2 protein-coding genes are annotated in these 24,893 nt (G+C 74.7%); both read left to right on the top strand.

The genetic code is table 11. The features are described from left to right. Nucleotides 1-133: 133 nt before the first annotated feature. Entirely contained in the window at nt 134-24,136 is a 24,003-nt protein-coding gene (locus ABD332_RS34325; protein ID WP_344506613.1) for a type I polyketide synthase, read from the top strand. Beyond that, nucleotides 24,133-24,879, top strand: a complete 747-nt coding sequence (locus tag ABD332_RS34320; RefSeq protein WP_344506611.1) for a thioesterase II family protein — start codon at nt 24,133-24,135, stop codon at nt 24,877-24,879. The genes ABD332_RS34325 and ABD332_RS34320 overlap by 4 nt, the downstream gene beginning before the upstream one ends. Nucleotides 24,880-24,893 lie beyond the last annotated feature (14 nt).

Raw genomic sequence — 24,893 nt, 5'->3', positions numbered from 1 at the left:
GGCGCGCACGACGGAATCAGAATCGGCCACCTCACTGCGGTTCGACGCGGCGACGGACGACGAGCTCTTCTCGTTCATCCACGAGGAACTCGGTCGGTCATGAGGTGAGCCCGGGGCGACGGGTGGGGTTGTCATGAACGAGGACAAACTCCGGGACTATCTGAAATGGGTGACCGGAGACCTCCACCAGACCCGGTTGCGGCTGCGGGAGCTGGAAGCCGCACAGCAGGAGCCCATCGCGATCGTGGCGATGGGCTGCCGGTTCCCCGGAGGCGTCGCGTCGCCGCAGGACCTGTGGCAGCTGCTGGTGGACGGCCGGGACGCGATCGGTGACTTCCCGGCCGACCGTGGCTGGGACCTCGACGCGCTCTTCGACGACGACCCCGACCGGCCGGGCAGCACCTACACCCGGGTCGGCGGGTTCCTGGACGACGCCGCCGGGTTCGACGCCGCGCTCTTCGGCATCTCGCCGCGCGAGGCCCTGGCGATGGACCCGCAGCAGCGACTGCTGCTGGAGACATCGTGGGAGGTGTTCGAACGCGCAGGCCTCGACCCGCGGGCCATGCGCGGCACCGCCACCGGCGTGTTCGTCGGCACCAACGGCCAGGAGTACCTGAACCTCCTCACCCACGCCGAGGAGAACGTCGGGGGCTACCTCGGCACCGGCAACGCCGCCAGCGTCGTCTCCGGGCGGCTGTCGTACACGTTCGGGCTCGAAGGTCCCGCGGTCACCGTCGACACCGCGTGCTCCGCGTCGCTCGTCGCCGTGCACCTGGCGACGCAGGCGCTGCGCCGCGGCGAGTGCCGGCTCGCCCTGGCCGGCGGCGTCACCGTCATGTCGACCCCGGGCGTGTTCGTCGAGTTCTCCCGGCAGCGCGGCCTGTCCGTCGACGGCCGCTGCAAGGCGTTCTCCGACGACGCCGACGGCACCGGCTGGGGCGAGGGCGTCGGCGTCCTGCTCCTGGAGCGGCTGTCGGACGCCGTCGCCAACGGCCACCCGGTCCTCGCCGTCGTGCGCGGCTCCGCCGTCAACCAGGACGGCGCCTCCAACGGTCTGACGGCCCCGAACGGTCCCGCGCAGCAGCGGGTCATCCGCGCCGCGCTCGCCGCCGCCGGGGTAGCCGCCACCGAGGTCGACGTCGTCGAGGCGCACGGCACCGGCACGAGCCTCGGCGACCCGATCGAGGCGCAGGCGCTGCTCGCCACCTACGGGCAGGGCCGCGACGAGCCGCTGTGGCTCGGGTCGGTGAAGTCCAACCTCGGCCACACCCAGGCCGCCGCCGGCGTCGCCGGGATCATCAAGATGGTCCTCGCGCTCCAGCACGGCGCCTTGCCCCGCACCCTCCACGTCACCGCCCCCTCGTCCCACGTGGACTGGTCCACGGGCGAGGTTCGGCTGCTCACCGAGGCCCGGGCCTGGCCGGACACCGACCGCCCGCGCCGCGCCGGGGTGTCGTCGTTCGGTGTCTCCGGCACGAACGCCCACGTGATCCTGGAGCAGGCGCCCGCACCAGTCCCGGCCGACGCTCCGCCGTCGCTGCCGGTGGTACCGTGGCCGCTCTCCGGGCACACCGCCGACGCCCTCGACGCACAGGTCGACCGGCTGCGGACCGTGGCAGGACTCGACCCCGTCGACGTCGGCCACTCCCTCGCCACCGGCCGGTCCGCACTCGATCACCGGGCCGTCCTGCTGGACGACGCGGTCATCCGCGGGCAGGTCACCGCCGGCGGAAACGCGATGCTGTTCACCGGTCAGGGTGCGCAGTGGTCGGGGATGGGTCGCGGTCTCTACGAGGCGTTCCCGGTGTTCGCCGCGGCGTATGACGAGGTGTGCGCGCTCGTCGAGGTGGATGATGCGCGGCTGGATGAGACGCAGTGGACGCAGCCGGCGTTGTTCGCGGTTGAGGTCGCGGTGTACCGGTTGCTGGAGTCGTGGGGTCTGCGCCCCGACTTCCTGCTCGGTCATTCGATCGGTGAGTTGGCCGCGGCGCATGTTGCGGGGGTGTGGTCCCTGGAGGACGCCTGCAAGGTGGTCGAAGCGCGGGGCTGGTTGATGCAGGCGCTGCCGACGGGTGGCGCGATGGTGGCGATCCAGGCTTCGGAGGAGCAGGTCCGCGCGGCGCTGGTCGACGGTGTTTCGCTGGCCGCCGTCAACGGCCCGGACGCCGTGGTCGTGTCCGGTGACGAGGAAGCCGTCGCAGCGGTAGCCAATGGGTTCGCCAAGACGCGCCGGCTGAAGGTGAGTCACGCGTTCCATTCGGCACGCATGGACGGGATGCTCGACGCGTTCCGCGAGGTCCTGGCCACCGTGAAATTCAACAAGCCGGGGATTCCGATCGCGACCACGTCGACCGGTGATGTCACCGACCCGGAGTACTGGGTCAGGCAGGTCCGCGGGACGGTCCGGTTCGCCGACGCCGCCGAGCGTCTCAAGCAGCAGGGTGTCACGAGGTTCCTGGAGGTCGGCCCGGACGGGGTGCTGTCGGCGATGGTCGACGGGATCCCCGCCATGCGCAAGGGCCGCGACGAGCCGTTCACGCTGATGACCGCCGTCGCCCGCGCCCATGTCACCGGCTGGTCACCCGACTGGACCCAGCTGCTCGCCGGGGGACGCCGCGTCGACCTGCCCACATACCCGTTCCAGCGGCAGCGGTACTGGCCGACCGTCCGCCGGAGCATCCAGGTCGACGCCGAGTTCTGGAACGCCGTCGAGTCCGGCGACCTCGACGCCCTCACCAGGTGGCGACACCGGAAGTCCACTGTGGACGAGTGGTTGTATCGCCAGGAGTGGGTGCCGCTGCCGCACCGCGAAGCGACGCTCACCGGCACGTGGCTCGTGGTCGGTGGCGGCTCCGATGCGGTCGTGGCGGCTCTGGCGGCGGCGGGCGCCGACACGGTCACCGTGCCCGCCGTTCACAGCGGTCTCCCTGACGGCTCGTTCGAGGGTGTGGTGGCACTGCCCGCCGACGCGGCTGAGGCGCTCACCATCGTGCAGTCGCTCGGCGACAAAGGCCCGCTGTGGTGCCTGACCCGAGGCGCGGCCACCGACCCGGCCCAGCGCGCCGTGTGGGGCCTCGGCCGGGTCGTCGCCCTGGAGCACCCGGACCGGTGGGGCGGCCTCGTCGACCTCGACGGCGACGCCGACCTGTCGCTGCTGCCGGGCGTCCTGACCGGCACCGAGGACCAGGTCACCATCCGGTCGGGCATCGGTCACGGTCGGCGCCTCACCAGGGCCGCCGCGACGCAAGGGTGGCGCCCATCCGGGACGGTGCTGGTCACGGGTGGTACCGGTGCCCTGGGCGGGCACGTCGCGAGGTGGCTGTCCGCGGAGGGCGCGTCGAGGGTTGTGCTGGTCAGTCGCCGCGGCTCTGACGCTGTACAGGTGGACGGTGTCGAGGTTGTTGCCGCTGACGTCACCGATCCCGTCGCTGTCGCCGACCTGGTCGCCCGGTTCACGCCGAACGCGGTCATCCACGCCGCCGGCGTCCTGGACGACGGGACCGTCGACGCCCTTACGCCGGAGCGGATCGCGACGGTGATGGCGGCGAAGGTCGACGGCGCCCGCCACCTTGACGCGGCCACCCGGGGTCTGTCGCTGGACGCGTTCGTGCTGTTCTCGTCGTTCGCTGGTTCGGTTGGGTCGGCGGGTCAGGGCAACTACGCCGCCGCGAACGCCGCCCTCGACGCGATCGCCGAGCAGCGCCGCGCCGCCGGGCTCCCCGCCGTCTCCATCGCCTGGGGCAGCTGGGCCGGCGCCGGCATGGCGGGGGACCTCGGCGAGCGGCACCGCCGCGGCGGCGTACGCCCGATGCACCCCGCCACCGCCGTCACCGCGCTCGCCCGTACCGGAGCCGACGCCACGCTCGTCGTCGCCGACATCGACTGGGACACGTTCGCGCCCGCGTTCACGGCCAACCGGCCCGCACCCCTCATCGCCGGCCTGGCCCCCGCCCGCGACAGCACCGCCGAGGCGGCGTCGCCGCTCGCCGCGCTGCCCGCGGCCGAACGGCGGGCGATGCTGCTCGACCTCGTCAGGGAACGCGCCGCCGCCGTCCTCGGCCACGCCGGCACCGGCGCCGTCGGCGTCGACCGGGCGTTCCGCGACCTCGGGTTCGACTCGCTGACCGCGGTCGAGCTCCGCAACGCGATCGGCAGTGCCACCGGGCTCAGCCTGCCGTCGACGCTGGTGTTCGACTACCCGACACCCGAGGTGCTCGCCCAGCACCTCTTCGACACCCTCGTCGGTGCCGACCCGGCCGCAGCAAAGCCCGCCGCGGCCACCCGCACCGACGAGCCGATCGCGATCGTCGCCATGGCCGGCCGGTTCCCCGGCGGCGTCACCTCCCCGGAGACCCTGTGGGAGCTGCTCGCCGACGGCCGCGACGCGATGGGGGAGTTCCCCGCCGACCGCGGCTGGGACCTCGACAGCCTCTTCGACCCCGACCCGGAGCGGACCGGCACCTCGTACACGCGCGCAGGCGCGTTCCTGCCCGGGGTCGCCGGGTTCGACGCCGGGTTCTTCGGCATCTCCCCGCGCGAGGCTCTCGCCATGGACCCGCAGCAGCGGCTGCTGCTGGAGACGTCGTGGGAGCTGTTCGAACGCGCCGGGATCGACCCCGCCTCGCTGCGCGGGACCGCCACCGGCGTGTTCGTCGGCACCAACGGCCAGGACTACGGCGCCGTCCTCGCCCACGCCACCGAGAACGTCGAGGGCTACCAGGGCACCGGCAACGCCGCCAGCGTCGTCTCCGGACGGCTCTCCTACACGTTCGGGCTCGAAGGACCCGCGGTCACCGTCGACACCGCCTGCTCCGCGTCGCTCGTCGCGCTGCACCTCGCCGTCCAGGCGTTGCACCGCGGCGAGTGCGGCATGGCCCTCGCCGGCGGCGTCACCGTCATGTCCACGCCCGGCCTGTTCGTCGAGTTCTCCCGCCAGCGCGGCCTGTCCGTCGACGGCCGCTGCAAGGCGTTCTCCGACGACGCCGACGGCACCGGCTGGGGCGAGGGCGTCGGCCTCCTACTGGTCGAACGGCTCTCCGACGCCGTCGCCAACGGCCACCCGGTCCTGGCCGTCGTTCGCGGCAGTGCGGTCAACCAGGACGGCGCGTCCAACGGTCTGACGGCCCCGAACGGCCCGTCGCAGCAGCGAGTGATCCGGGCCGCGCTCGCCGCCGCGGACCTCCAGCCGTCCGACGTGGACGCCGTCGAGGCACACGGCACCGGCACGAGCCTCGGCGACCCGATCGAGGCGCAGGCGCTCCTCGCCACCTACGGGCAGGGCCGGCAGGCGCCGCTGTGGCTGGGATCGGTGAAGTCGAACCTCGGCCACACCCAGGCCGCCGCCGGCGTCGCCGGGATCATGAAGATGGTCCTCGCCCTGCAACACCAGACGCTGCCCCGCACCCTGCACGTCACCAACCCCTCCTCCCACGTGGACTGGTCCGCCGGTCGGGTCGAGCTGCTGCGCGAGGCGGTCGCGTGGCCGGAGACCGGCCGCCCGCGCCGCGCCGGGGTGTCGTCGTTCGGCGTGTCCGGCACCAACGCTCACGTCATCCTCGAGCAGGCCCCAGAACAGGCGCCGGAACAGGCCCCGCAGCAAGATCAGTCCACGGTGGACCTGCCGGCGGTGCCGTGGCTGCTGTCCGCCCGATCCGCCGGTGGGCTCCGCGGCCAGGCGGAGCGGCTCCACACGTACATCAGCGAACACCCGGAACTCGGCGCCACCGACGTCGGGCACAGCCTCGCCACCGCCCGCGGCGCCCTCCCGCACCGCGCCGTCGTCACCGGTCCCGACCGCGACACGCTGCTGCGACACCTCACCGACCTCGCCCACGGCACGCCCACCACCGGCGCCGTGACAGGCCACGCCACACCGGCGGGGAAGGTCGCGTTCCTGTTCCCCGGGCAGGGCTCGCAGTGGGCCGGCATGGCCGTCGACCTCCTCGACACCGCGCCCGTGTTCCGGGACCACATCGGCCGCTGCGAGGAGGCACTCCAGCCGTTCGTCGACTGGCGGCTCACCGACGTGCTGCGCGGCAACCCCGGCGCGCCGTCCCTCGACCGGGTCGACGTCGTCCAGCCGGTCCTGTTCGCCGTCATGGTCTCCCTCGCCGAACTGTGGCGCGCACACGGCGTCGAGCCGGCGGCCGTCGTCGGCCACAGCCAGGGCGAGATCGCCGCCGCCTGCGTCGCCGGGCTCCTCACGCTGCCCGACGCGGCCCGCGTCGTCGCGCTGCGCAGCCAAGCCCTGCTGGACCTGGCGGGGCACGGCGGCATGATGTCGGTGTCCGCGCCCGTCGAGGAGGTCCAGCGCCGCATCGCCGCCTGGCCCGGGCGGCTGTCGGTCGCCGCGGTCAACGGACCCACCTCGGTCGTCGTGTCCGGCGACGTCGACGCGATCGGCGAGCTGCTGGCCGCCTGCGCGGCCGACGACGTGCGGGCCCGCCGCATCGACGTCGACTACGCCTCGCACTCCGCGCACGTCGAGGCGATCCGCGACACGCTGCTCGACGTGCTCGCCCCGGTGACACCCACCGAGCCGCGCATCCCGTTCCACTCGACGGTCGCCGGCGCGGGCGACGTCGTGCCCGGCTCGGCGGCATACTGGTTCACGAACCTGCGGCAGACCGTGGAGTTCGAACCCGCCATCCGCGCCCTCGCCGGCGCGGGGTTCACCGCGTTCGTCGAGGTCAGCCCGCACCCCGTGGTGACCGTCGGGGTCCAGGAGACCCTCGACAGCGCCGGGTCCGAGGCGGTCGTCACCGGCACGCTGCGCCGCGACGACGGCGGGTCGGGCCGCTTCCTCACCGCCCTCGCCCAGCTGTGGGCCGGCGGCGGCACGGTCGACTGGAGCGCGGTCTTCGCCGGCAGCGGCGCCCGGACCGTCGAACTGCCCACGTACGCCTTCCAGCACACCCGCTACTGGCCCACCCTCAAGCCCGTCACGCCCCCGGCGGGCACGCTCGACGGCCGCTTCTGGGACGCCGTCGAACACGCAGACCTCGAAGGCCTCGCCACCACGCTGCGCGTCGAGCCCGAGACGCTCGGGCCGCTGCTGCCCGCCCTCACCGCCTGGCACGCCGAGCAGCGCACCGGCGCCGCGATCGCGGGCTGGCGGCTCCGCACGACGTGGAAGCCCTTCGAGCCGCCCGCCCCGAAGGCATCGGGCCCTTGGCTGGCACTGATCCCGGCGGGGCACACCGCGACCGACGGGTTCGGCCGGCTCGGACTCGACGTCATGCCGGTGACCGTCGACGCCGCCACTGTGGACCGCAGCGCTCTTGCCGCGGCGTTGGCGTCGGTACCGGCAACCGCCGGCATCCTGTCGCTCCTCGCCCTCGACGAACGGCCCCACCCGGACCAGCCGCACGTCACCGCCGGGACCGCCGCGACGCTGCTGCTCGCCCAGGTCCTCGGCGACCTCGCCGTCGACGCCCCGCTGTGGTGCGTCACCGCCGGCGCGGTCTCGACCGGCCCGGGCGACCCGCTCCGCGCCGTGGCGCAGGCGGCCGTCTGGGGTCTCGGCCGCGTCATCGGCCTGGAACACCCCGGCCGCTGGGGCGGCCTCGTCGACCTGCCCGCGAACCCGGCACCCACGCCCGCCGAGACCGGCGGCACGCCGCCGGACGGCCTCGACGACGCGGCGCTGCGCAGGCTCGCCGCCGTGCTCACCGGCGGCGGCGACGAGGACCAGGTCGCGATCCGGCCGGGCGGTGTCTTCGGCCGGCGCCTCGTCGCCGCGCCGCCCACCGACGCCGTCGGCGACTGGCAGCCCTCCGGCACCGTCCTGGTCACCGGCGGCACCGGCGCGCTCGGCGGCCGCGTCGCCCGCTGGCTGGCGGGCCGCGGCGCCACCCACCTCGTCCTCGCCGGCCGCCGCGGCCCGGACGCCCCCGGCGCCGACGAACTCCGTGCGGAGCTGACCGCCCTCGGCGTGGGCGTCACGATCGTCGCCTGCGACCTCGCCGACCGCGACGCCGTCGCCACCATGCTCACCGAGGTCGAAGCGACCCTGACCGCCGCCGACAGCGCGGCCGTCGGCAGCACCAGCGCCGACAGCACGGCAGCCGGCAGCACGAGCGCGATCAGCACAGGCGTCGGCAGCACAGACGGAGGCAGCACTAGCGCCATCAGCACAAGCGCCGTCAACACAAGCGTCGCCGGTACTGGCGTGGCTGGACCGATCAGGGCCGTCGTGCACGCCGCCGGGCTGCCGCAGTCGCAGGCGCTGCCGGACATGGACCTCGGAGGCTTCGCCGCCGTCTACGCCGGGAAGGCCGCCGGGGCGCAGCACCTTGACGAACTCCTCGCCGGCCGGGACCTCGACGCGTTCGTGCTGTTCTCCTCGATCGCGGCCGCCTGGGGCAGCGGGGGACAGGCCGCGTACGCCGCCGGCAACGCCGTCCTCGACGCCGTCGCCGAGGACCGCCGGGCCCGTGGCCTCGCCGCGACCGCCGTCCAGTGGGGCGCGTGGGCCGGCAGCGGCATGGCCGCCGACGACGCCAGCCGCGACGCCCTGCTCCGCCGGGGGATCCGGCCGATGCCGCCGGAGACGGCCCTGGCCGCGCTCGCCGGTGCCGCCGCGGGCCGCGACGCCGTCATCACGGTCGCCGACATCGACTGGACCCGGTTCGTGCCCGCGTTCACCGCCGCGCGACCCAGCCCGCTGCTGGGCGACCTGCCCGGCGTCGCCGAGCTGACGGCCGCCGGTACAGCAGCCGCCGCCACCGACGGGAACGCGGCACTGCGGGACCGGCTCGCGCCGCTGACCGCCACGGAACGCGACGCCCTGCTGCTCGACCTGGTCCGGGCCGAGGCCGCCGCCGTCCTGCGGCTCGGCGGAGCGGGCGACCTCGAGGCGGGCCGCCCGTTCCGGGAGCTCGGCTTCGACTCCCTCACCGCCGTCGAGCTGCGCAACCGGCTCGGCGCGGCGACCGGGCTGCGGCTGCCGATGACCCTCGTCTTCGACCACCCGACCGCCCGTGCCGTCGCCCGCCACCTCGCCACCGTCCTGCAGCCGGACGGGATCGGCGAGACCGCCATCGCCAACGTCACGAGCGGCCCGACCGACGAGCCGATCGCGATCGTCGCCATGAGCTGCCGCTTCCCCGGCGGCGTCAGCGACGCCGAGAGCCTCTGGCGGCTGGTCGTCGACGGCACCGACGCCGTCGCCGGCATGCCAGGCGACCGCGGGTGGGACGTCGCCGGCCTGTACGGGCCGGGGCACGAAGGCCACAGCACCACCACCGAGGGCGGGTTCCTCGACACCGCCGCCCTCTTCGACGCCGGGCTGTTCAACATCTCGCCGCGTGAAGCCCTGGCGATGGACCCGCAGCAGCGGCTGCTGCTGGAGACGTCGTGGGAGCTGTTCGAACGCGCCGGGATCGACCCCGCGTCGCTCACAGGCAGCGGCACCGGCGTGTTCGTCGGGGCGTCGCCGTCCGGGTACGCGTCGAACCTCACCACGGTCCCCGACGAGCTCGCCGGCCACCTGCTCACCGGCAACTCGGGCAGTGTCCTGTCCGGCCGGCTCTCCTACACGTACGGGCTCGAAGGACCGGCCGTCACGATCGACACCGCGTGCTCGTCGTCGCTGGTGGCGCTGCACCTGGCCGTGCAGGCGCTGCGCCGCGGCGAGTGCACGCTCGCCGTCGCCGGCGGCGTGACGGTCATGGCGACCCCTGGCGTGTTCGCCGAGTTCAGCCGGCAGGGCGGCCTCGCCGCGCAGGGCCGCTGCCGGGCGTTCTCCGACGACGCCGACGGCACCGGCTGGGGCGAGGGCGCCGGCCTCCTGCTGGTCGAGCGGCTCTCCGACGCCGTGGCGAACGGACACCCCGTCCTGGCCGTCGTTCGCGGAAGTGCGGTCAACCAGGACGGCGCCTCCAACGGTCTGACGGCCCCGAACGGTCCCGCGCAGCAGCGGGTCATCCGAGCCGCGCTCGCCGACGCCGGCGTGCGCCCCGCCGACGTCGACGCGGTCGAGGCACACGGCACCGGCACCAGCCTCGGCGACCCCATCGAGGCGCAGGCGCTCCTCGCCACCTACGGCGCGGACCGGCAGACCCCGCTGTGGCTCGGGTCGCTGAAGTCGAACATCGGCCACACCCAGGCCGCCGCCGGCGTCGCCGGGGTCATCAAGACCGTCATGGCGCTGCGGCACGGCGTCCTGCCCCGCACGCTGCACGTCAACGCCCCGTCCAGCAAGGTCGACTGGTCCGAGGGGGCGGTCGAGCTGCTCACCGAGGCCCGCGACTGGCCCGCCGTGGACCGGCCGCGCCGCGCCGGCGTGTCCGCGTTCGGCGTCAGCGGCACCAACGCCCACGTCATCATCGAGCAGGCAGTCGAGCAGGCACCGGCGGCGGATGAGCCGGCCGGCCCGCCGCTGCCGGTCGTGCCCCTGGTGCCCCTGGTGCCACTGCCCGTTGCGGCGCACACCGCGGACGCTCTCGACGCCCAGCTGGACCGGCTGCGCACGGTCGCCGACCTCGACCCGCTCGACGTCGGCTACTCCCTCGCCACCGGCCGGTCGATGTTCGAGCACCGGGCGGTGCTGCTCGGCGACACGGTGATCCGCGGCCGGGCCCGCGACGGCGGCAACGCGATGCTGTTCACCGGTCAGGGTGCGCAGTGGTCGGGGATGGGCCGCGGCCTGTACCAGGCGTTCCCGGTGTTCGCCGCGGCGTATGACGAGGTGCGCGCCCACGTCGAGGTGGACGATGCACGGCTCGATGAGACGCAGTGGACGCAGCCTGCCCTGTTCGCGGTCGAGGTCGCGGTGTACCGGCTGCTGGAGTCCTGGGGTCTGCGCCCCGATCACCTCCTCGGTCATTCGATCGGTGAGCTGGCCGCCGCCCACGTTGCCGGGGTCTGGTCTCTGGAGGACGCCTGCAAGGTGGTGGAGGCTCGCGGCCGCCTCATGCAGGCGCTGCCATCCGGTGGCGCCATGGTGGCGATCCAGGCTTCCGAGGAGCAGGTCCGCGCGGCTCTGGTCGACGGTGCCGAGATCGCCGCGGTCAACGGGCCGGACGCGGTCGTGGTCTCCGGCGACGAGAGCGCGGTCGAGGCGGTGGCGCAAGGGTTCGCCAAGACGCGCCGGCTGAAGGTGAGTCACGCGTTCCATTCGGCACGCATGGACGGGATGCTCGACGCGTTCCGCGAGGTCCTGGCCACTGTGGAATTCAACAAGCCTTGGATTCCGATCGCGACCACGTCCACCGGCGACGTGACCGACCCGGAGTACTGGGTCGCGCAGGTCCGCGGGACGGTCCGCTTCGCCGACGCAGTCGACAGCCTGAAGGCGAAGGGCGTGACCAGGTTCCTGGAGGTCGGCCCGGACGGGGTGCTGTCGGCGATGGTCGACGGGATCCCCGCCATGCGGAAGGACCGCGACGAGGTCGTCACCCTCATGACCGCCGTCGCTCGCGCCCACGTCACCGGCTGGTCGCCGGACTGGACGCGGCTCCTGGCCGGCGGGCGCCGCGTCGACCTGCCGACGTACGCGTTCCAGCGGCAGCGGTACTGGCTCGACACCCCCGAGCGGGGCGGGCCCGGCATCGGGCACCCGCTGCTGACGACGGTCGTCCCGGTCGCCGGCGGCGACGGGATCCTCGTCACCGGCAAGGCCTCCGTCCACCGGCACCCGTGGCTGGCCCAGCACGTCGTCCACGGCGTCGCGTACGTGCCCGGCGCCGTCCTCGTCGACCTCGCCGTGCGCGCCGCCGACGAGGCCGGCTGCGACCGCCTCGACGAGCTCGTCCTCGAGGCGTCCCTGCCGGTCCCCGGATCCGGGACGGTGGAGCTGCAGGTCGCGGTCGGCGATCTCGACCGGCTCGGCGCCCGGCCGGTCACGGTGTTCAGCCGCGCCGACGACGGGCCCTGGACCAGGCACGCCCACGGCAGCGCCTCCACCAGCTCGGCGCCCGCGGGAGAGCAGCTGACGCAGTGGCCGCCGGCGGGCGCGGAGCCCGTCGCCGTGGACTCGCTGTACGAGCGGTGGGAGGAGGCGGGATTCGCCTACGGCCCGGCGTTCCAGGGGCTGCGCGCCGCGTGGCGGTCCGGAGACAGCCTCTACGCCGAGGTCGACGTCGAGCCGCAGCCCGGCGACGACGAGTTCTGGCTGCGCCCCGCGCTGCTCGACGCGGCCCTGCACGGTCTCGCCCTCGGCGTGCTGCCGGGCCTCGACGGTGACCTGCTGCCGTTCGCGTGGAACGGGTTCACGCTCCACGCCACCGGCGCCCAGCGGCTGCGGGTGCGCCTCACCCCGACGGGTCGCCCGGGCGCCGTCACCATCCTGGCCGCCGACCCGACCGGCGCCCCGGTCGTCTCCGTCGACGCGCTCGTGATGCGGCCGACCGGCAAGGCCCCGACCGGCAAGGCCCCGACGGTCGAGGCCCCGACCGGCAAGGCCCCGACGGTCGAGGCCCCGACCGGCAAGGCCCCGACCGTCGAGCCGGCGGTGGCGGTACCGACGCCGCAACAGCGAACAGGAGCAGCCACGGCCCGCAGAAGGACGGCCGCCACGGCACCGGCCGGGAACGCCCTCGGACAACGGCTCGCCGGCCTCTCTGAGGCCGACCAGCGCACGCTCCTCACCGACCTGGTCCGCGAACGCACCGCCACCGTCCTCGGCCACGCCGACGCGAGCGCCGTCGAGGCAGACCAGCCGTTCAAGAACCTCGGCGTCAACTCCCTCACCGCCGTCGAACTGCGCAACGCCCTCACCGAAGCCAGCGGGGTCCGGCTGCCCGCCACGCTCGTCTTCGACCAGCCGACCCCGGCCGCCGTCGCCGCGCACCTGCGGCAGGAGCTGCTCGGCCTGCCGGAGGAGGCCGCCGAGCCGGAGACGGTGTCCGCGACGGTCGACGAGCCGATCGCGATCGTCGGCATGGCGTGCCGCTACCCGGGCGACGTCAACAGCGCCGACGACCTGTGGAACCTCGTCGTGGCCGGCGGCGACGCCATCACCCCGTTCCCGACGAACCGCGGCTGGGACGTCGAGGCGCTCTACAACCCCGACCCCGACGCGCCCGGCACCTGCTACGCGCAGGGCGGTGGATTCCTGCACGACGCCGGCGACTTCGACCCCGCGTTCTTCGGCATCTCGCCCCGTGAGGCGCTCGCCATGGACCCGCAGCACCGGCTGCTGCTGGAGACCTCGTGGGAGGCCGTCGAGCACGCCGGCATCGACCCGGTGTCGCTGCGCGGCAGCCTGACCGGCGTGTTCGCCGGCGTCACCTACCAGGACTACGTCGGCCTGCTGATGCTCGCGAAGGAGTCCGCGGAGGGCCTGATCGGCAGCGGCAACTCGTTCAGCGTCCTGTCCGGCCGGATCGCGTACACGTTCGGGCTCGAAGGACCCGCCGTGTCGGTGGACACCGCGTGCTCGTCGTCGCTGGTCGCGCTGCACTGGGCGATCCAGTCGCTGCGCGCCGGCGACTGCACCCTCGCCCTCGCCGGCGGCGTCACCGTTATGTCGACACCTGTGTCGCTCATCGACTACAGCCGGCAGCGGGCCCTCGCCCCCGACGGGCGGTGCAAGCCGTTCTCCGCCGCCGCCGACGGCGCCAGCTGGTCCGAGGGTGCCGGCATGGTGCTCCTCGAACGGCTCAGCGACGCGCGGCGCAACGGGCACACCGTCCTCGCCGTCATCCGCGGCAGCGCCGTCAACCAGGACGGCGCCTCCAACGGTCTGACGGCCCCGAACGGCCCCGCGCAGCAGCGGGTCATCCGCCGCGCCCTCGCCAACGCCCGCCTCGCACCCGCCGACGTCGACGCCGTCGAGGCGCACGGCACCGGCACCCCGCTCGGCGACCCGATCGAGGCCCAGGCGCTCCTCGCGACCTACGGCCAGGACCGCGAGGCGCCGCTGTGGCTCGGGTCGCTGAAGTCGAACATCGGCCACCCGCAGGCGGCGGCCGGCGTCGGCGGCGTCATCAAGATGGTCCAGGCGCTGCGGCACGGGACGCTGCCGCGGACCCTGCACGTCACCGAGCCGTCCCCGCACGTCGACTGGACGGCGGGCAGCGTCGAGCTGCTCACCGAGACCCGGCCGTGGCCCGAGGTCGACCGGCCGCGCCGCGCGGGCGTGTCATCGTTCGGGATGAGCGGCACCAACGCCCACGTCATCCTCGAGGAGGCGCCTCCCGCCGAGGTGGCCGCCCCGGCGGCGGCGCTGCCGGCGGTGCCGTGGCCGGTGTCGGCGCGGACCGCTCACGCGCTCGACGGCCAGGTCGCCAGGCTGCGCGGAATCACCGGTAATCCAACCGACGTTGGATTCTCCCTGGCGACGGGCAGGTCCACGTTCGACCACCGGGCCGTCGTGCTCGGCGACGCCGTGATCCGCGGCAAGGCCGCCGCCGGCGGCGGAAACGCGATGCTGTTCACGGGTCAGGGTGCGCAGTGGTCAGGGATGGGTCGCGGCCTCTACGAGGCGTTCCCGGTGTTCGCTGCGGCGTATGACGAGGTGTGCGCGCACATCGAGGGGCTGCGGGACGTCGAGGGCGCCGACCTGGATGAGACGCAGTGGACGCAGCCTGCGCTGTTTGCGGTCGAGGTCGCGGTGTACCGGTTGCTGGAGTCCTGGGGGTTGCGCCCGGACTTCCTTCTCGGTCATTCGATTGGTGAGCTGGCGGCGGCGCACGTTGCGGGGGTGTGGTCGCTTGAGGATGCCTGCAAGGTGGTGACCGCTCGCGGTCGTCTCATGCAGGCGCTGCCGGCCGGTGGCGCGATGGTGGCGATCCAGGCCTCGGAGGAGCAGGTCCGCGCAGCGCTGGTCGACGGTGCCGAGATCGCCGCGGTCAACGGCCCGGACGCGGTCGTGATCTCGGGCGACGAGAGTGCGGTCGAGCAGGTCGCGGCAAGGTTCGAGAAGACCAAGCGGCTGCGGGTCAGCCACGCGTTCCACTCCGCGCGGATGGACGGGATGCTGGATGCGTTCCGGGACGTCCTGCGGACCGTGACGGTCAACCCGCCGGTCATCCCGATCGCCACCACCTCCACCGGTGACGTCACCGACCCGGAGTACTGGGTCCAGCAGGTCCGCGGCACGGTCCGGTTCGCCGATGCCGTGGCATCACTGAAAACAGTCACGAGGTTCCTGGAAGTCGGCCCCGACGGCGTGCTGTCCGCCCTGGTCGACGGCACCCCGGCGATGCGCAAGGGCCGCGACGAGGCCACCACCCTGCTCACCGCCGTGGCACAGGCACACGTCACCGGCTGGTCACCCGACTGGACCAAGCTCCTGCACGGCGGCCGCAAGACGGCCGTGCCCACCTACGCGTTCCAGCACAAGCAGTACTGGCCGACCATCGAACTGCCCAAGGCCGGCACCGCGACCGGGCACGCCGACCACGCGTTCTGGGCCGCCGTCGAAGCCGGCGACCTCAGCGACCTGCTCGGCGTCGACGCCGGCCCGCTCGTCCCGGCACTCGCCGCCTGGCGGCGCCGCAAGGACGAACACTCCACAGTGGACACCTGGCGCTACCAGATCCGCTGGCGGCCCGCCGCCCTCGACCAGACCGCCGCCCTCGACGGCAGCTGGCTGGTCCTGCACAACGGCGCCGAGGCCCTCGCCGGCCGGATCGCCGCAGGGCTCACCGCCGCCGGCGCCACCGCGCAGCCGGTCACCGAGATCCCCGCCGGCACGTACGCCGGCATCATCGCGCTGCAGGGCGACGACATCCAGTGGACGACGGAGCTCCTCCGCACGAGCGGCGACGCGAAGCTGTGGGTGCTCACCAGCGGAGCCGTGTCCATCGGCGCGTCCGACCCGCTGCGCGACCCGGTCCACACCGGCGTCTGGGGCCTCGGCCGCGCCGCTGCCCTCGAATACCCGCAACGCTGGGGCGGCCTCATCGACCTGCCCGAGACCGTCGACGACCGCACCGTCCAGCGCCTCGCCGCCGTCCTGGCCGGGGCGGGCGACGAGGACCAGGTCGCCGTCCGCGGCTCCGGCGTCTTCACCCGCCGGCTCACGCACGCCCCAGCAGCTCAGCGCCCCGCCGGCGGGCCCGCCTGGAAGGCGCGCGGCACCGCGCTCGTCACCGGCGGCACCGGCGCGCTCGGCTCGCACATCGCCCGCTGGCTCGCCAAGAGCGGCGCCGACCACCTCGTGCTCACCAGCCGCCGCGGCGACGCCACCCCCGGCGCCGCCGAGCTGCGCGCCGAACTCGAAGCCCTCGGCGCCCGCGTCACCATCCCCGCCTGCGACGTCTCCGACCGGGACGCGCTCGCCGCGCTCCTGGAAACGCTGCCGGACCTGCGGGTCGTCGTGCACGCCGCGGGTGTGCCGCAGTCGCAGGTCCTGGACGGCATGACCAGGGCCGACTTCGACACCATCCACGCGCCGAAGGCCGGTGGTGCCGCCCACCTCGACGAGCTGACCGACGGCCGCGACCTCGACGCGTTCGTGCTGTTCTCGTCGATCTCCGCGACCTGGGGCAGCGGCGGCCAGGCCGCCTACGCCGCGGCCAACGCCGTCCTGGACGGCATCGCCCAGCACCGCCGGGCCCGCGGCCGCACCGCCACCGCGATCGCGTGGGGCCCGTGGGGCGGCGGCGGCATGGTCACCGCAGAGGAGGGCACGGAGGAGTTCCTGCGCCGCCGCGGCCTGCACGTCCTCGACCCGCAGCTGGCCGTCAGTGCCCTGCAGGGGGCGCTGGACGCCGACGAGACCACGCTGACCGTCGCCGACGTCGACTGGGCCCGCTTCGCGCCAGGCTTCACCGGCTCGCGGCCCAGCCCGCTGCTCGGCGACCTGCCCGAGGTCGCGGCGCTGGACAGCGCCGACGCGCCGGTGGACGGCACCTTCCGCGACGAGCTCGCCGCGATGAGCCCCGCCGACCGGCACGCCACGCTGCTCGGCATAGTCCGCGCCGAGGCGGCCGCCGCGCTCGGGCACAGCAGCGCCGACGCCGTCGACGCCGAGCAGGCGTTCCGCGACCTCGGCTTCGACTCGCTCACCGCCGTCGAGCTGCGCAACCGGCTCAACGCCGCCACCGGCCTCAAACTGCCGGCGACCCTGCTCTTCGACCACCCGACCGCGACCGCGCTCGCCGCGCACCTGGCGACCGAGCTCGGCGGCACCACGGTCGCGGCGAAGCAGGAAGTCACGGCCTACACCGACGAACCCATCGCGATCGTGAGCATGAGCTGCCGCTTCCCCGGCGGCGTCAGCACCCCCGAAGCGCTGTGGGACCTCGTCGTCAGCGGCGGCGACGCCGTCAGCGGATTCCCCGCCGACCGCGGCTGGGACCTCGACGGGATCTACGACCCGGACCCCGACCACGCCGGCACCTCCTACGTCCGTGAAGGCGGCTTCCTGGACGGCGTCGCCGAATTCGACCCGCAGTTCTTCGGCATCTCCCCCCGCGAGGCGCTCACCATGGACCCCCAGCAGCGGCTGCTGCTCGAGGTCGCGTGGGAAGCGTTCGAACGCGCCGGCATCGACCCGCTGTCCGTCCGCGGCGAACGGGTCGGCGTGTTCGCCGGCACCAACGGCCAGGACTACATCGCGACCCTCGCCGCCGCGTCCGCGTTCGACGAAGGCTACGTCGGCACCGGCAACACCGCCGCCGTCATGTCCGGCCGGATCTCCTACACGCTCGGCCTCGAAGGCCCCGCCGTCACCGTCGACACGGCCTGCTCCTCGTCGCTCGTCGCGATGCACTGGGCCGCGCAGGCGCTGCGCAACGGCGAATGCGAGCTCGCCCTCGCCGGCGGCGTCACCGTCATGACCACGCCCGGGTCGTTCATCGCGTTCAGCCGCCAGCGCGGGCTCGCCACCGACGGCCGGTGCAAGGCGTTCTCCGACGACGCCGACGGCACCAACTGGGGCGAGGGCGCCGGCATGGTCCTGCTCGAACGGCTCTCCGACGCGCAACGCAACGGCCACACCGTCCTCGCCGTCATCCGCGCCGCCGGGATCAACCAGGACGGCGCCTCCAACGGGCTCACCGCCCCGAACGGTCCCGCCCAGCAGCGGCTCATCCGGCAGGTCCTCGCGACCGCCGGGCTGCGCCCCGCCGACGTCGACCTGCTCGAGGCGCACGGCACCGGCACCAGCCTCGGCGACCCGATCGAGGCGCAGGCGCTCCTCGCGACCTACGGTCAGGACCGGCCCGCGGACCGTCCACTGTGGCTCGGCAGCGTCAAGTCCAACATCGGCCACACGCAGGCCGCCGCCGGCGTCGCCGGGGTCATCAAGGCCGTCCAGGCGCTGCGGCACCGGACCCTGCCGCCGACCCTGCACGCCGCGACGCCGTCCAGCCACGTCGACTGGACCGCCGGCGCCGTCCGCCTGGTCACCGAGACCGCCGACTGGCAGCCCGCCCAGGGACCCCGCCGCGCCGGTGTGTCCGCGTTCGGGATCAGCGGCACCAACGGCCACCTCATCCTCGAAGAGGCCCCACAGGTCGCGGCCGCGGCAGGTGTACCGGCACCGGCTGCCGGCCCGGTCGCGCTGCTGCTGTCGGCGCGTGGCGAGGACGCCCTCACCGGACAGGCGGGGCAGCTCGCCGACCACCTCGACCGGCACCCTCACCTGCGCCCGGCCGACGTCGCCGCCACCCTCGCCACCGGCAGGGCGCTGCTCACCGATCGCGCCGCCGTCGTCGGTACCGACGCCGAAACCCTCATCGCCGCACTGCAGGCCCTCGCCGCCGGGACGGGACACCCGGCCGTCGTGCGTGCCGCCACCGCGCGTCCCGGCCGCACCGCGATCCTCTTCACTGGCCAGGGCGCCCAGCGCAACGGCATGGGCGCGGACCTCTACGCCACCTACCCGGTGTTCGCCGCCGCGTTCGACGACTCCTGCTCCCGCTTCGACCTGGCCCTGGACCGGCCACTGCGGGACCTCGCGTTTACCGGCGGCGACGCCCTCGACCGCACCGGCTACACGCAACCGGCGCTGTTCGCGTTCGAGCTGGCGATGTACCGCCTCGCGGAATCCGCCGGGCTGAGCGCCGACGCGCTCATCGGCCACTCCATCGGCGAGATCGTCGCCGCGCACGTCGCCGGGGTGTTCGACCTCGACGACGCCTGCCGCCTCGTCGCCGCCCGCGCCGGGCTCATGCAGGCCCTGCCCGCCGGCGGCGCCATGGTGGCGCTGCAGGCCACCGAGGACGAGGTGCTGCCGCTGCTCGACGACACCATCGGGATCGCCGCCGTCAACGGCCCGCGCGCCGTCGTCGTCTCCGGCGACGAGACCGCCGCCGAACGCATCGCCGCCCACTTCGCCGGGGCCGGTCGGCGCACCCGGCGGCTGCGGGTGTCGCACGCGTTCCACTCGCCCCGGATGGACGGCATGCTCGCCGAGTTCGCCCGGGTCGCCGCCACGGTCACCTACAGCGCGCCGCGGCTGCCGGTGATCAGCAACCTCACCGGCACGTTCGCCGCCGCCGGAGGCCTGACCGAACCCGGGTACTGGGTCCGGCACGTCCGCGACGCGGTCCGCTTCGCCGAAGGGATCGCCGCCCTGCACGCCGCCGGGTACACCCGCTTCGTCGAGGTCGGCCCCGACGCGGTCCTGACCGCCATGGCCCAGGACGGCCTGCCGCAGGACGCCACCTGCGTGGCGCTGTCCCGCCGGGACAAGCCGGAGACCGAGGCGTTCCTGCGCGGCGCCGCACAGCTCGCCACCGCAGGCGTCGCCCTCGACCGTGCCGCCGCGTTCACGGTTCCGGGCGCGGTGCCCGCCGCCCTGCCCACGTACGCGTTCCAGCGCACCCGCTTCTGGCCGCGCCCCGGCACCGGCGTCTCCGCCGGGCTCGCCGGCGCCGGCCTGGCGACCGCCGACCACCCGCTGCTCGGCGCCGCCGTCACCCTCGCCGACACCGGCACCGTCGTGCTCACCGGCCGGCTGTCGACCCGCACCCACCCGTGGCTCGCCGACCACGCCCTGCCCGGCGCGGTCATCGTCCCCGGCACCGCGCTGCTCGAACTCGCGCTGCGCGCCGGCGACGAGGTCGGCTGCCCGGTCGTCGACGAGCTCACCCTTGCCGCGCCGCTGACCCTGCCCGACCGCGGCGCGGTGGAGCTGCAGGTCCGGGTCGACCCGGCCGAAGGCGACGCAGACGCCCGGCCCGTCACGATCCACGCCCGGCCCGCCGACGGCGGCCACCCGTGGACCCTGCACGCCACCGGTGTGCTCACAACCGGTCAGCCGGACGCCGCCACGACGGCGGCGCAATGGCCGCCGGCCGGTGCGGAGCCGGTCGACCTGGACGGGTTCTACGCCGGGCTCGCCGTCGCCGGGTTCCGCTACGGCCCGGTCTTCCAGGGCCTCGAAGCGGCGTGGCGGGTCGGCGACGACGTCTACGCCGAGGTCGCGCTGCCCGGCGACGCCGCCGAGGACGCCGATCGGTTCACCGTCCACCCGGCGCTGCTCGACGCGGCGCTGCACGCGGTCGCGTTCACCGGACTCGGTCGCACCGACCGCGGGCGGCTCCCGTTCGCGTGGACCGGCGTCACCGTCCACGCCGCCGGCGCGACCCGGCTGCGGGTGCGGCTGCAGACCCTCGGCGCCGACGCGGTGTCGGTGACCGTCGCCGATCCGGCCGGCGCCCCCGTCGCGACCGTGGCCTCCCTGACCCTGCGGGAACTGGCCGCGACCGCGCCCGCGCACTCCAACGTGGACGGTCTGCTCCGCCTGAACTGGCAGCCGCTGCGGCTGGCAGCCGCCGAACCCCAGGCGCTGCGCTGGGCCGTCGTCGGCGAGGACCGCCTGGGCTTCGGCGCCGCGGCGGACGCCTCGGGGGTGCACCTGGAGTCCTACGCCGACCTCGCCTCCCTCGCGGCCGCCGCCGACAACGGCGCCCGCATCCCCGCGACCGTCTTCCACGTCAGCGCCGGCACCTCCGACACCGTCGCCGCCGCCCACGCGCTGACGGCGCGGGCGCTCGTGGACGTCCAGGAATGGCTGGAGAACCCGGCGTTCGGGGCGGCGCGGCTGGTGTTCCTCACCCGCGACGCCGTCGGCGACGACGTCCGCGACCCCGCCGCCGCGGCCGTGCACGGCCTGGTCCGGTCCGCGCAGTCGGAGAACCCCGGACACTTCGTCCTCGTCGACCTCGACACCTCCGCCGACTCCATGGCGGCGCTGCCCGCCGCCCTCGACAGCGGCGAACCCGCGCTGCTCCTGCAGGGCGGCACGGCCAGGATCCCGCGCCTCGCCACCGTCAACGGCACCGAGGAGCTCACCCCGCCGGAGGGCCCGTGGCGGCTCACCCCCGGCGAGGACGGCACCCTCGAAGGCCTCACCGGCGAGCCCGCCGGCGAGGCCGCCGGGGAGCTGCGCGCCGGCCAGGTCCGCATCGCCGTGCGGGCCGGCGGCGTCAACTTCCGCGACGTGCTCAACGCCCTCGGCATGTACCCGGGCGAGGCCGGCTCCCTCGGTCAGGAAGGCGCCGGCGTCGTCACCGAGGTCGGGCCCGGCGTCACCGGGTTCGCCGTCGGGGACCGGGTCATGGGCATGTTCCCCGGCGCGTTCGGGCCCGTCGCCGTCGCCGACCACCGCATGATCGTCGTCGTCCCGGCCGGCTGGTCCTACGCGCAGGCGGCGTCGGTGCCGCTGGTGTTCCTCACCGCGTACTACGCCCTCGTCGACCTCGGCGGTCTCCGCTCGGGGGAGCGGGTCCTCGTGCACGCCGCCGCCGGCGGGGTCGGCATGGCCGCCGTCCAGCTCGCCCGGCACCTCGGCGCCGACGTCCTCGCCACCGCGAGCACCGGCAAGTGGCCGGTCGTGCGAGGGCTCGGCGTCGACGGCACGCACCTCGCCTCGTCGCGGACCCTGGCCTTCGAGCCGCAGTTCCTGGAGCTGACCGGCGGCACCGGCGCCGACGTCGTCCTCAACGCGCTCGCCCGCGAGTTCGTCGACGCGTCGCTGCGGCTGCTGCCGCGCGGCGGCCGGTTCCTGGAGATGGGCAAGACCGACGTCCGCGACGCCGACGCGGTCGCCGCCGCCCACCCGGGCGTGCACTACCGCGCCTTCGACCTCATCGAGGCCGGCCCCGACCGGATCGGCGTGATGCTCCGCGACCTCGTCGCCATGTTCGAGCAGGGGGTCCTCACGCCGCTGCCGGTCACCGCCTGGGACATCCGCCGGGCCAGGGACGCGTTTCGGTACATCAGCCAGACCCGGCACATCGGGAAGGTCGTCCTCACCTTCCCGGCCCCGCTGCGCGGCGAGCACACCGCGCTCGTCACCGGCGGGACCGGCGGGCTCGGCGCGCAGGTCGCCCGCCACCTGGCGACCAGCGGGATCCGGCACCTGCTGCTGGCCAGCCGCAGCGGCGAACAGGCCGCGGGCGCCGCCGAGCTGCGCGCCGAACTCGCCGCGCTCGGCGCCGACGTGACCATCGCCGCCTGCGACGTCGCCGACCGGGACGCGGTCGCCGCGCTCATCGCGTCGGTGCCCGCCGACCGGCCGCTGACCGCGGTCGTGCACACCGCCGGCATCCTCGACGACGCCACCGTCGGCGGTCTCGACGCGGCCCGCCTGGCCGCGGTGCTGCGGCCGAAGGTCGACGCCGTCACGCACCTCGACGAGCTGACCGCCGGGCACGACCTGGCCGTGTTCGCGGTGTACTCGTCGGTGTCCGGGCTCATCGGCGGCGCCGGGCAGGGCAACTACGCCGCCGCGAACGCCTACCTCGACGCGTGGGCGCAGCGCCGGGCCGGCCGCGGCCTGCCCGCGACCGCGCTCGCCTGGGGTCCCTGGATCACCGCGAGCGGCATGACCAGCGACCTGACCGACGCCGACGTGCGCCGCATGTCCCGCGGCGGCCTGCTGCCCCTCGACCCGGCCCGCGGCCTCGCCCTGTTCGACGCAGCCGTGCGCCGCGCCGAACCCCTCGCCGTGCCGATGCTGCTGGACCTGCAAGCGCTGAAGGGCGACGCCGTCGCGCCGCTGCTGCGCGGGCTCGTGCGGGGACCGGCGAGGAAGGCGGCCGGGCGGGGGACCACGGCCGGGGTGTCGCTGACCGAGCGGCTCGCCGCCGAGACCGCGGAAGGCCGCGAAACCCTGGTCCTCGACTTCGTCCGCGCCCAGGTCGCCGCGGTGCTCGGGTTCACCACCCCCGACGCCGTCCCGCCGGGTCAGAGCCTGCTGGAGGCGGGCTTCGACTCGCTCACCGCCGTCGAGCTGCGCAACCGGATCGGCGCCGCCACCGCGCTGCGGCTGCCCCCGACGCTCGTCTTCGACCACCCGACCCCGGCCGCGCTCACCACGCACCTGCTGCGGCAGCTGGGCAGCGTGGTGGTGCGCAAGGCGGAGCCGGTCCAGGAGAGCCGGGAGGACGGCATCGGGGCGATGTTCCGCGACGCCTGCCGCAACGGCCAGGTCGACCAGGGCTACGCGCTGCTGCGCGCCGCCGCCGCGCTGCGCCCCACGTTCAAGGCCCGCGCCGACTTCGGCCGCGAGCTCCAGCCGGTGAAGCTCACGTCCGGTCCCGCCGACCGGCCGGTGCTGATCTGCTTCAGCTCGTTCGTCGCGCTCGCCGGCGTCCACCAGTACGCGCGGCTCGCCGCCAGCTTCCGCGACACCCACGACGTGTGGGCGCTGTCGGTGCCCGGCTTCCTCACCGACGAGCGCCTGCCCGCCACCTGGGAGACCGTCACCGACATGCAGGCCGAGCTGGTCCGCGAATGCGTCGGCGACCGGCCGGTGGTGCTGCTCGGCTCCTCCGGCGGCGGGCTGCTCGCGCACGCCGCCGCGACCCGCCTGCACGACCTCGGCGCCCCGGCCGCCGGCGTGGTCCTGCTCGACACGTACCCGGCGACCGAGGACTCGCCCCTGGCCAAGTTCCAGGCCGAGCTCATCGACGGCATGTTCGACCGGCAGGGCCTCTTCACCACCCTCGACTCGGCCCGGCTGACCGCGATGAGCTGGTACTTCGACCTGTTCGGCGGCTGGCGGCCCGCGCCGCTGGCCACGCCCACGCTGCTGCTGCGCTCCTCGGAGCCGATCGTCGCCAACGGCCCCGACGGGCCCTACGCCCGGCACGAGTGGCAGACCTCCTGGCAGGACGCGGACACGACGATCGACGTGCCCGGCAACCACTTCACGATGATGGAGCACCACGCCGGCTCGACCGCCCAGGCGGTGCGGCTGTGGGTCGACGATCTGAGAGGTTCACGATGACCAGTGACTTGTGGGTCCGCCGGTACCACCCCCGGCCGGACGCCCCGGTGAGGCTGGTGTGCTTCCCGCACGCCGGCAGCTCGGCGCCGTTCTACGTGCCGGTGTCCGCGAACGCCGGGCCCGGCGTGGAGGTGCTGTCGCTGCAGTACCCGGGCCGGCAGGAACGGCGCAACGAGCCGCTCGTCGACGACCTCGACACGCTCGCCGCGCAGTGCACCGACGCGGTGCTGCCGTGGCTGGACCGGCCGTTCGCGCTCTTCGGGCACAGCATGGGCGCCACCGTCGCGTTCGAGGTGGCGCGGCGGCTCACCGCCAAGTCGCTCGAACCGGTCCACCTGTTCGTGTCCGGCCGCCGCGCCCCGTCGCGCAACCGCGACGAGCAGGTCCACCGCCGCGACGACGCCGGCATCATCGCCGAGATGAAGTCGCTCAGCGGCACCGACGCCCGGGTCTTCGACGACGAGGAACTGGTGCGTTCGCTGCTACCGGTCGTCCGCAACGACTACAAGGCCGCCGAGACCTACGTGTACACCGCAGGCGAGCCGCTGCACTGCCCGATCACCGCGTTCACCGGGCACGACGACCCGAAGGTCAGCGTCGACGAGGCCGACGCCTGGCGCGAGCACACGACCGGGCCGACGGTGCTGCACGTGTACGACGGCGGCCACTTCTTCCTCACCCGGCACCAGGCCGCCGTCCTCGCCGTCGTCAGCGGGTCGCTCGCGCCCACCACCACCGGCTGAAGGGAGCCAGACCG

Source organism: Dactylosporangium maewongense (assembly GCF_039531485.1).
Taxonomy (GTDB): domain Bacteria; phylum Actinomycetota; class Actinomycetes; order Mycobacteriales; family Micromonosporaceae; genus Dactylosporangium; species Dactylosporangium maewongense.
This window is presented reverse-complemented; position numbering and strand designations above follow the sequence as displayed.

Coding starts and splice junctions, on each gene's coding strand:
- ABD332_RS34325 (WP_344506613.1), top strand. CDS start 134: ATGAACGAGGACAAACTCCGGGACTATCTGAAATGGGTGACCGGAGAC.
- ABD332_RS34320 (WP_344506611.1), top strand. CDS start 24,133: ATGACCAGTGACTTGTGGGTCCGCCGGTACCACCCCCGGCCGGACGCC.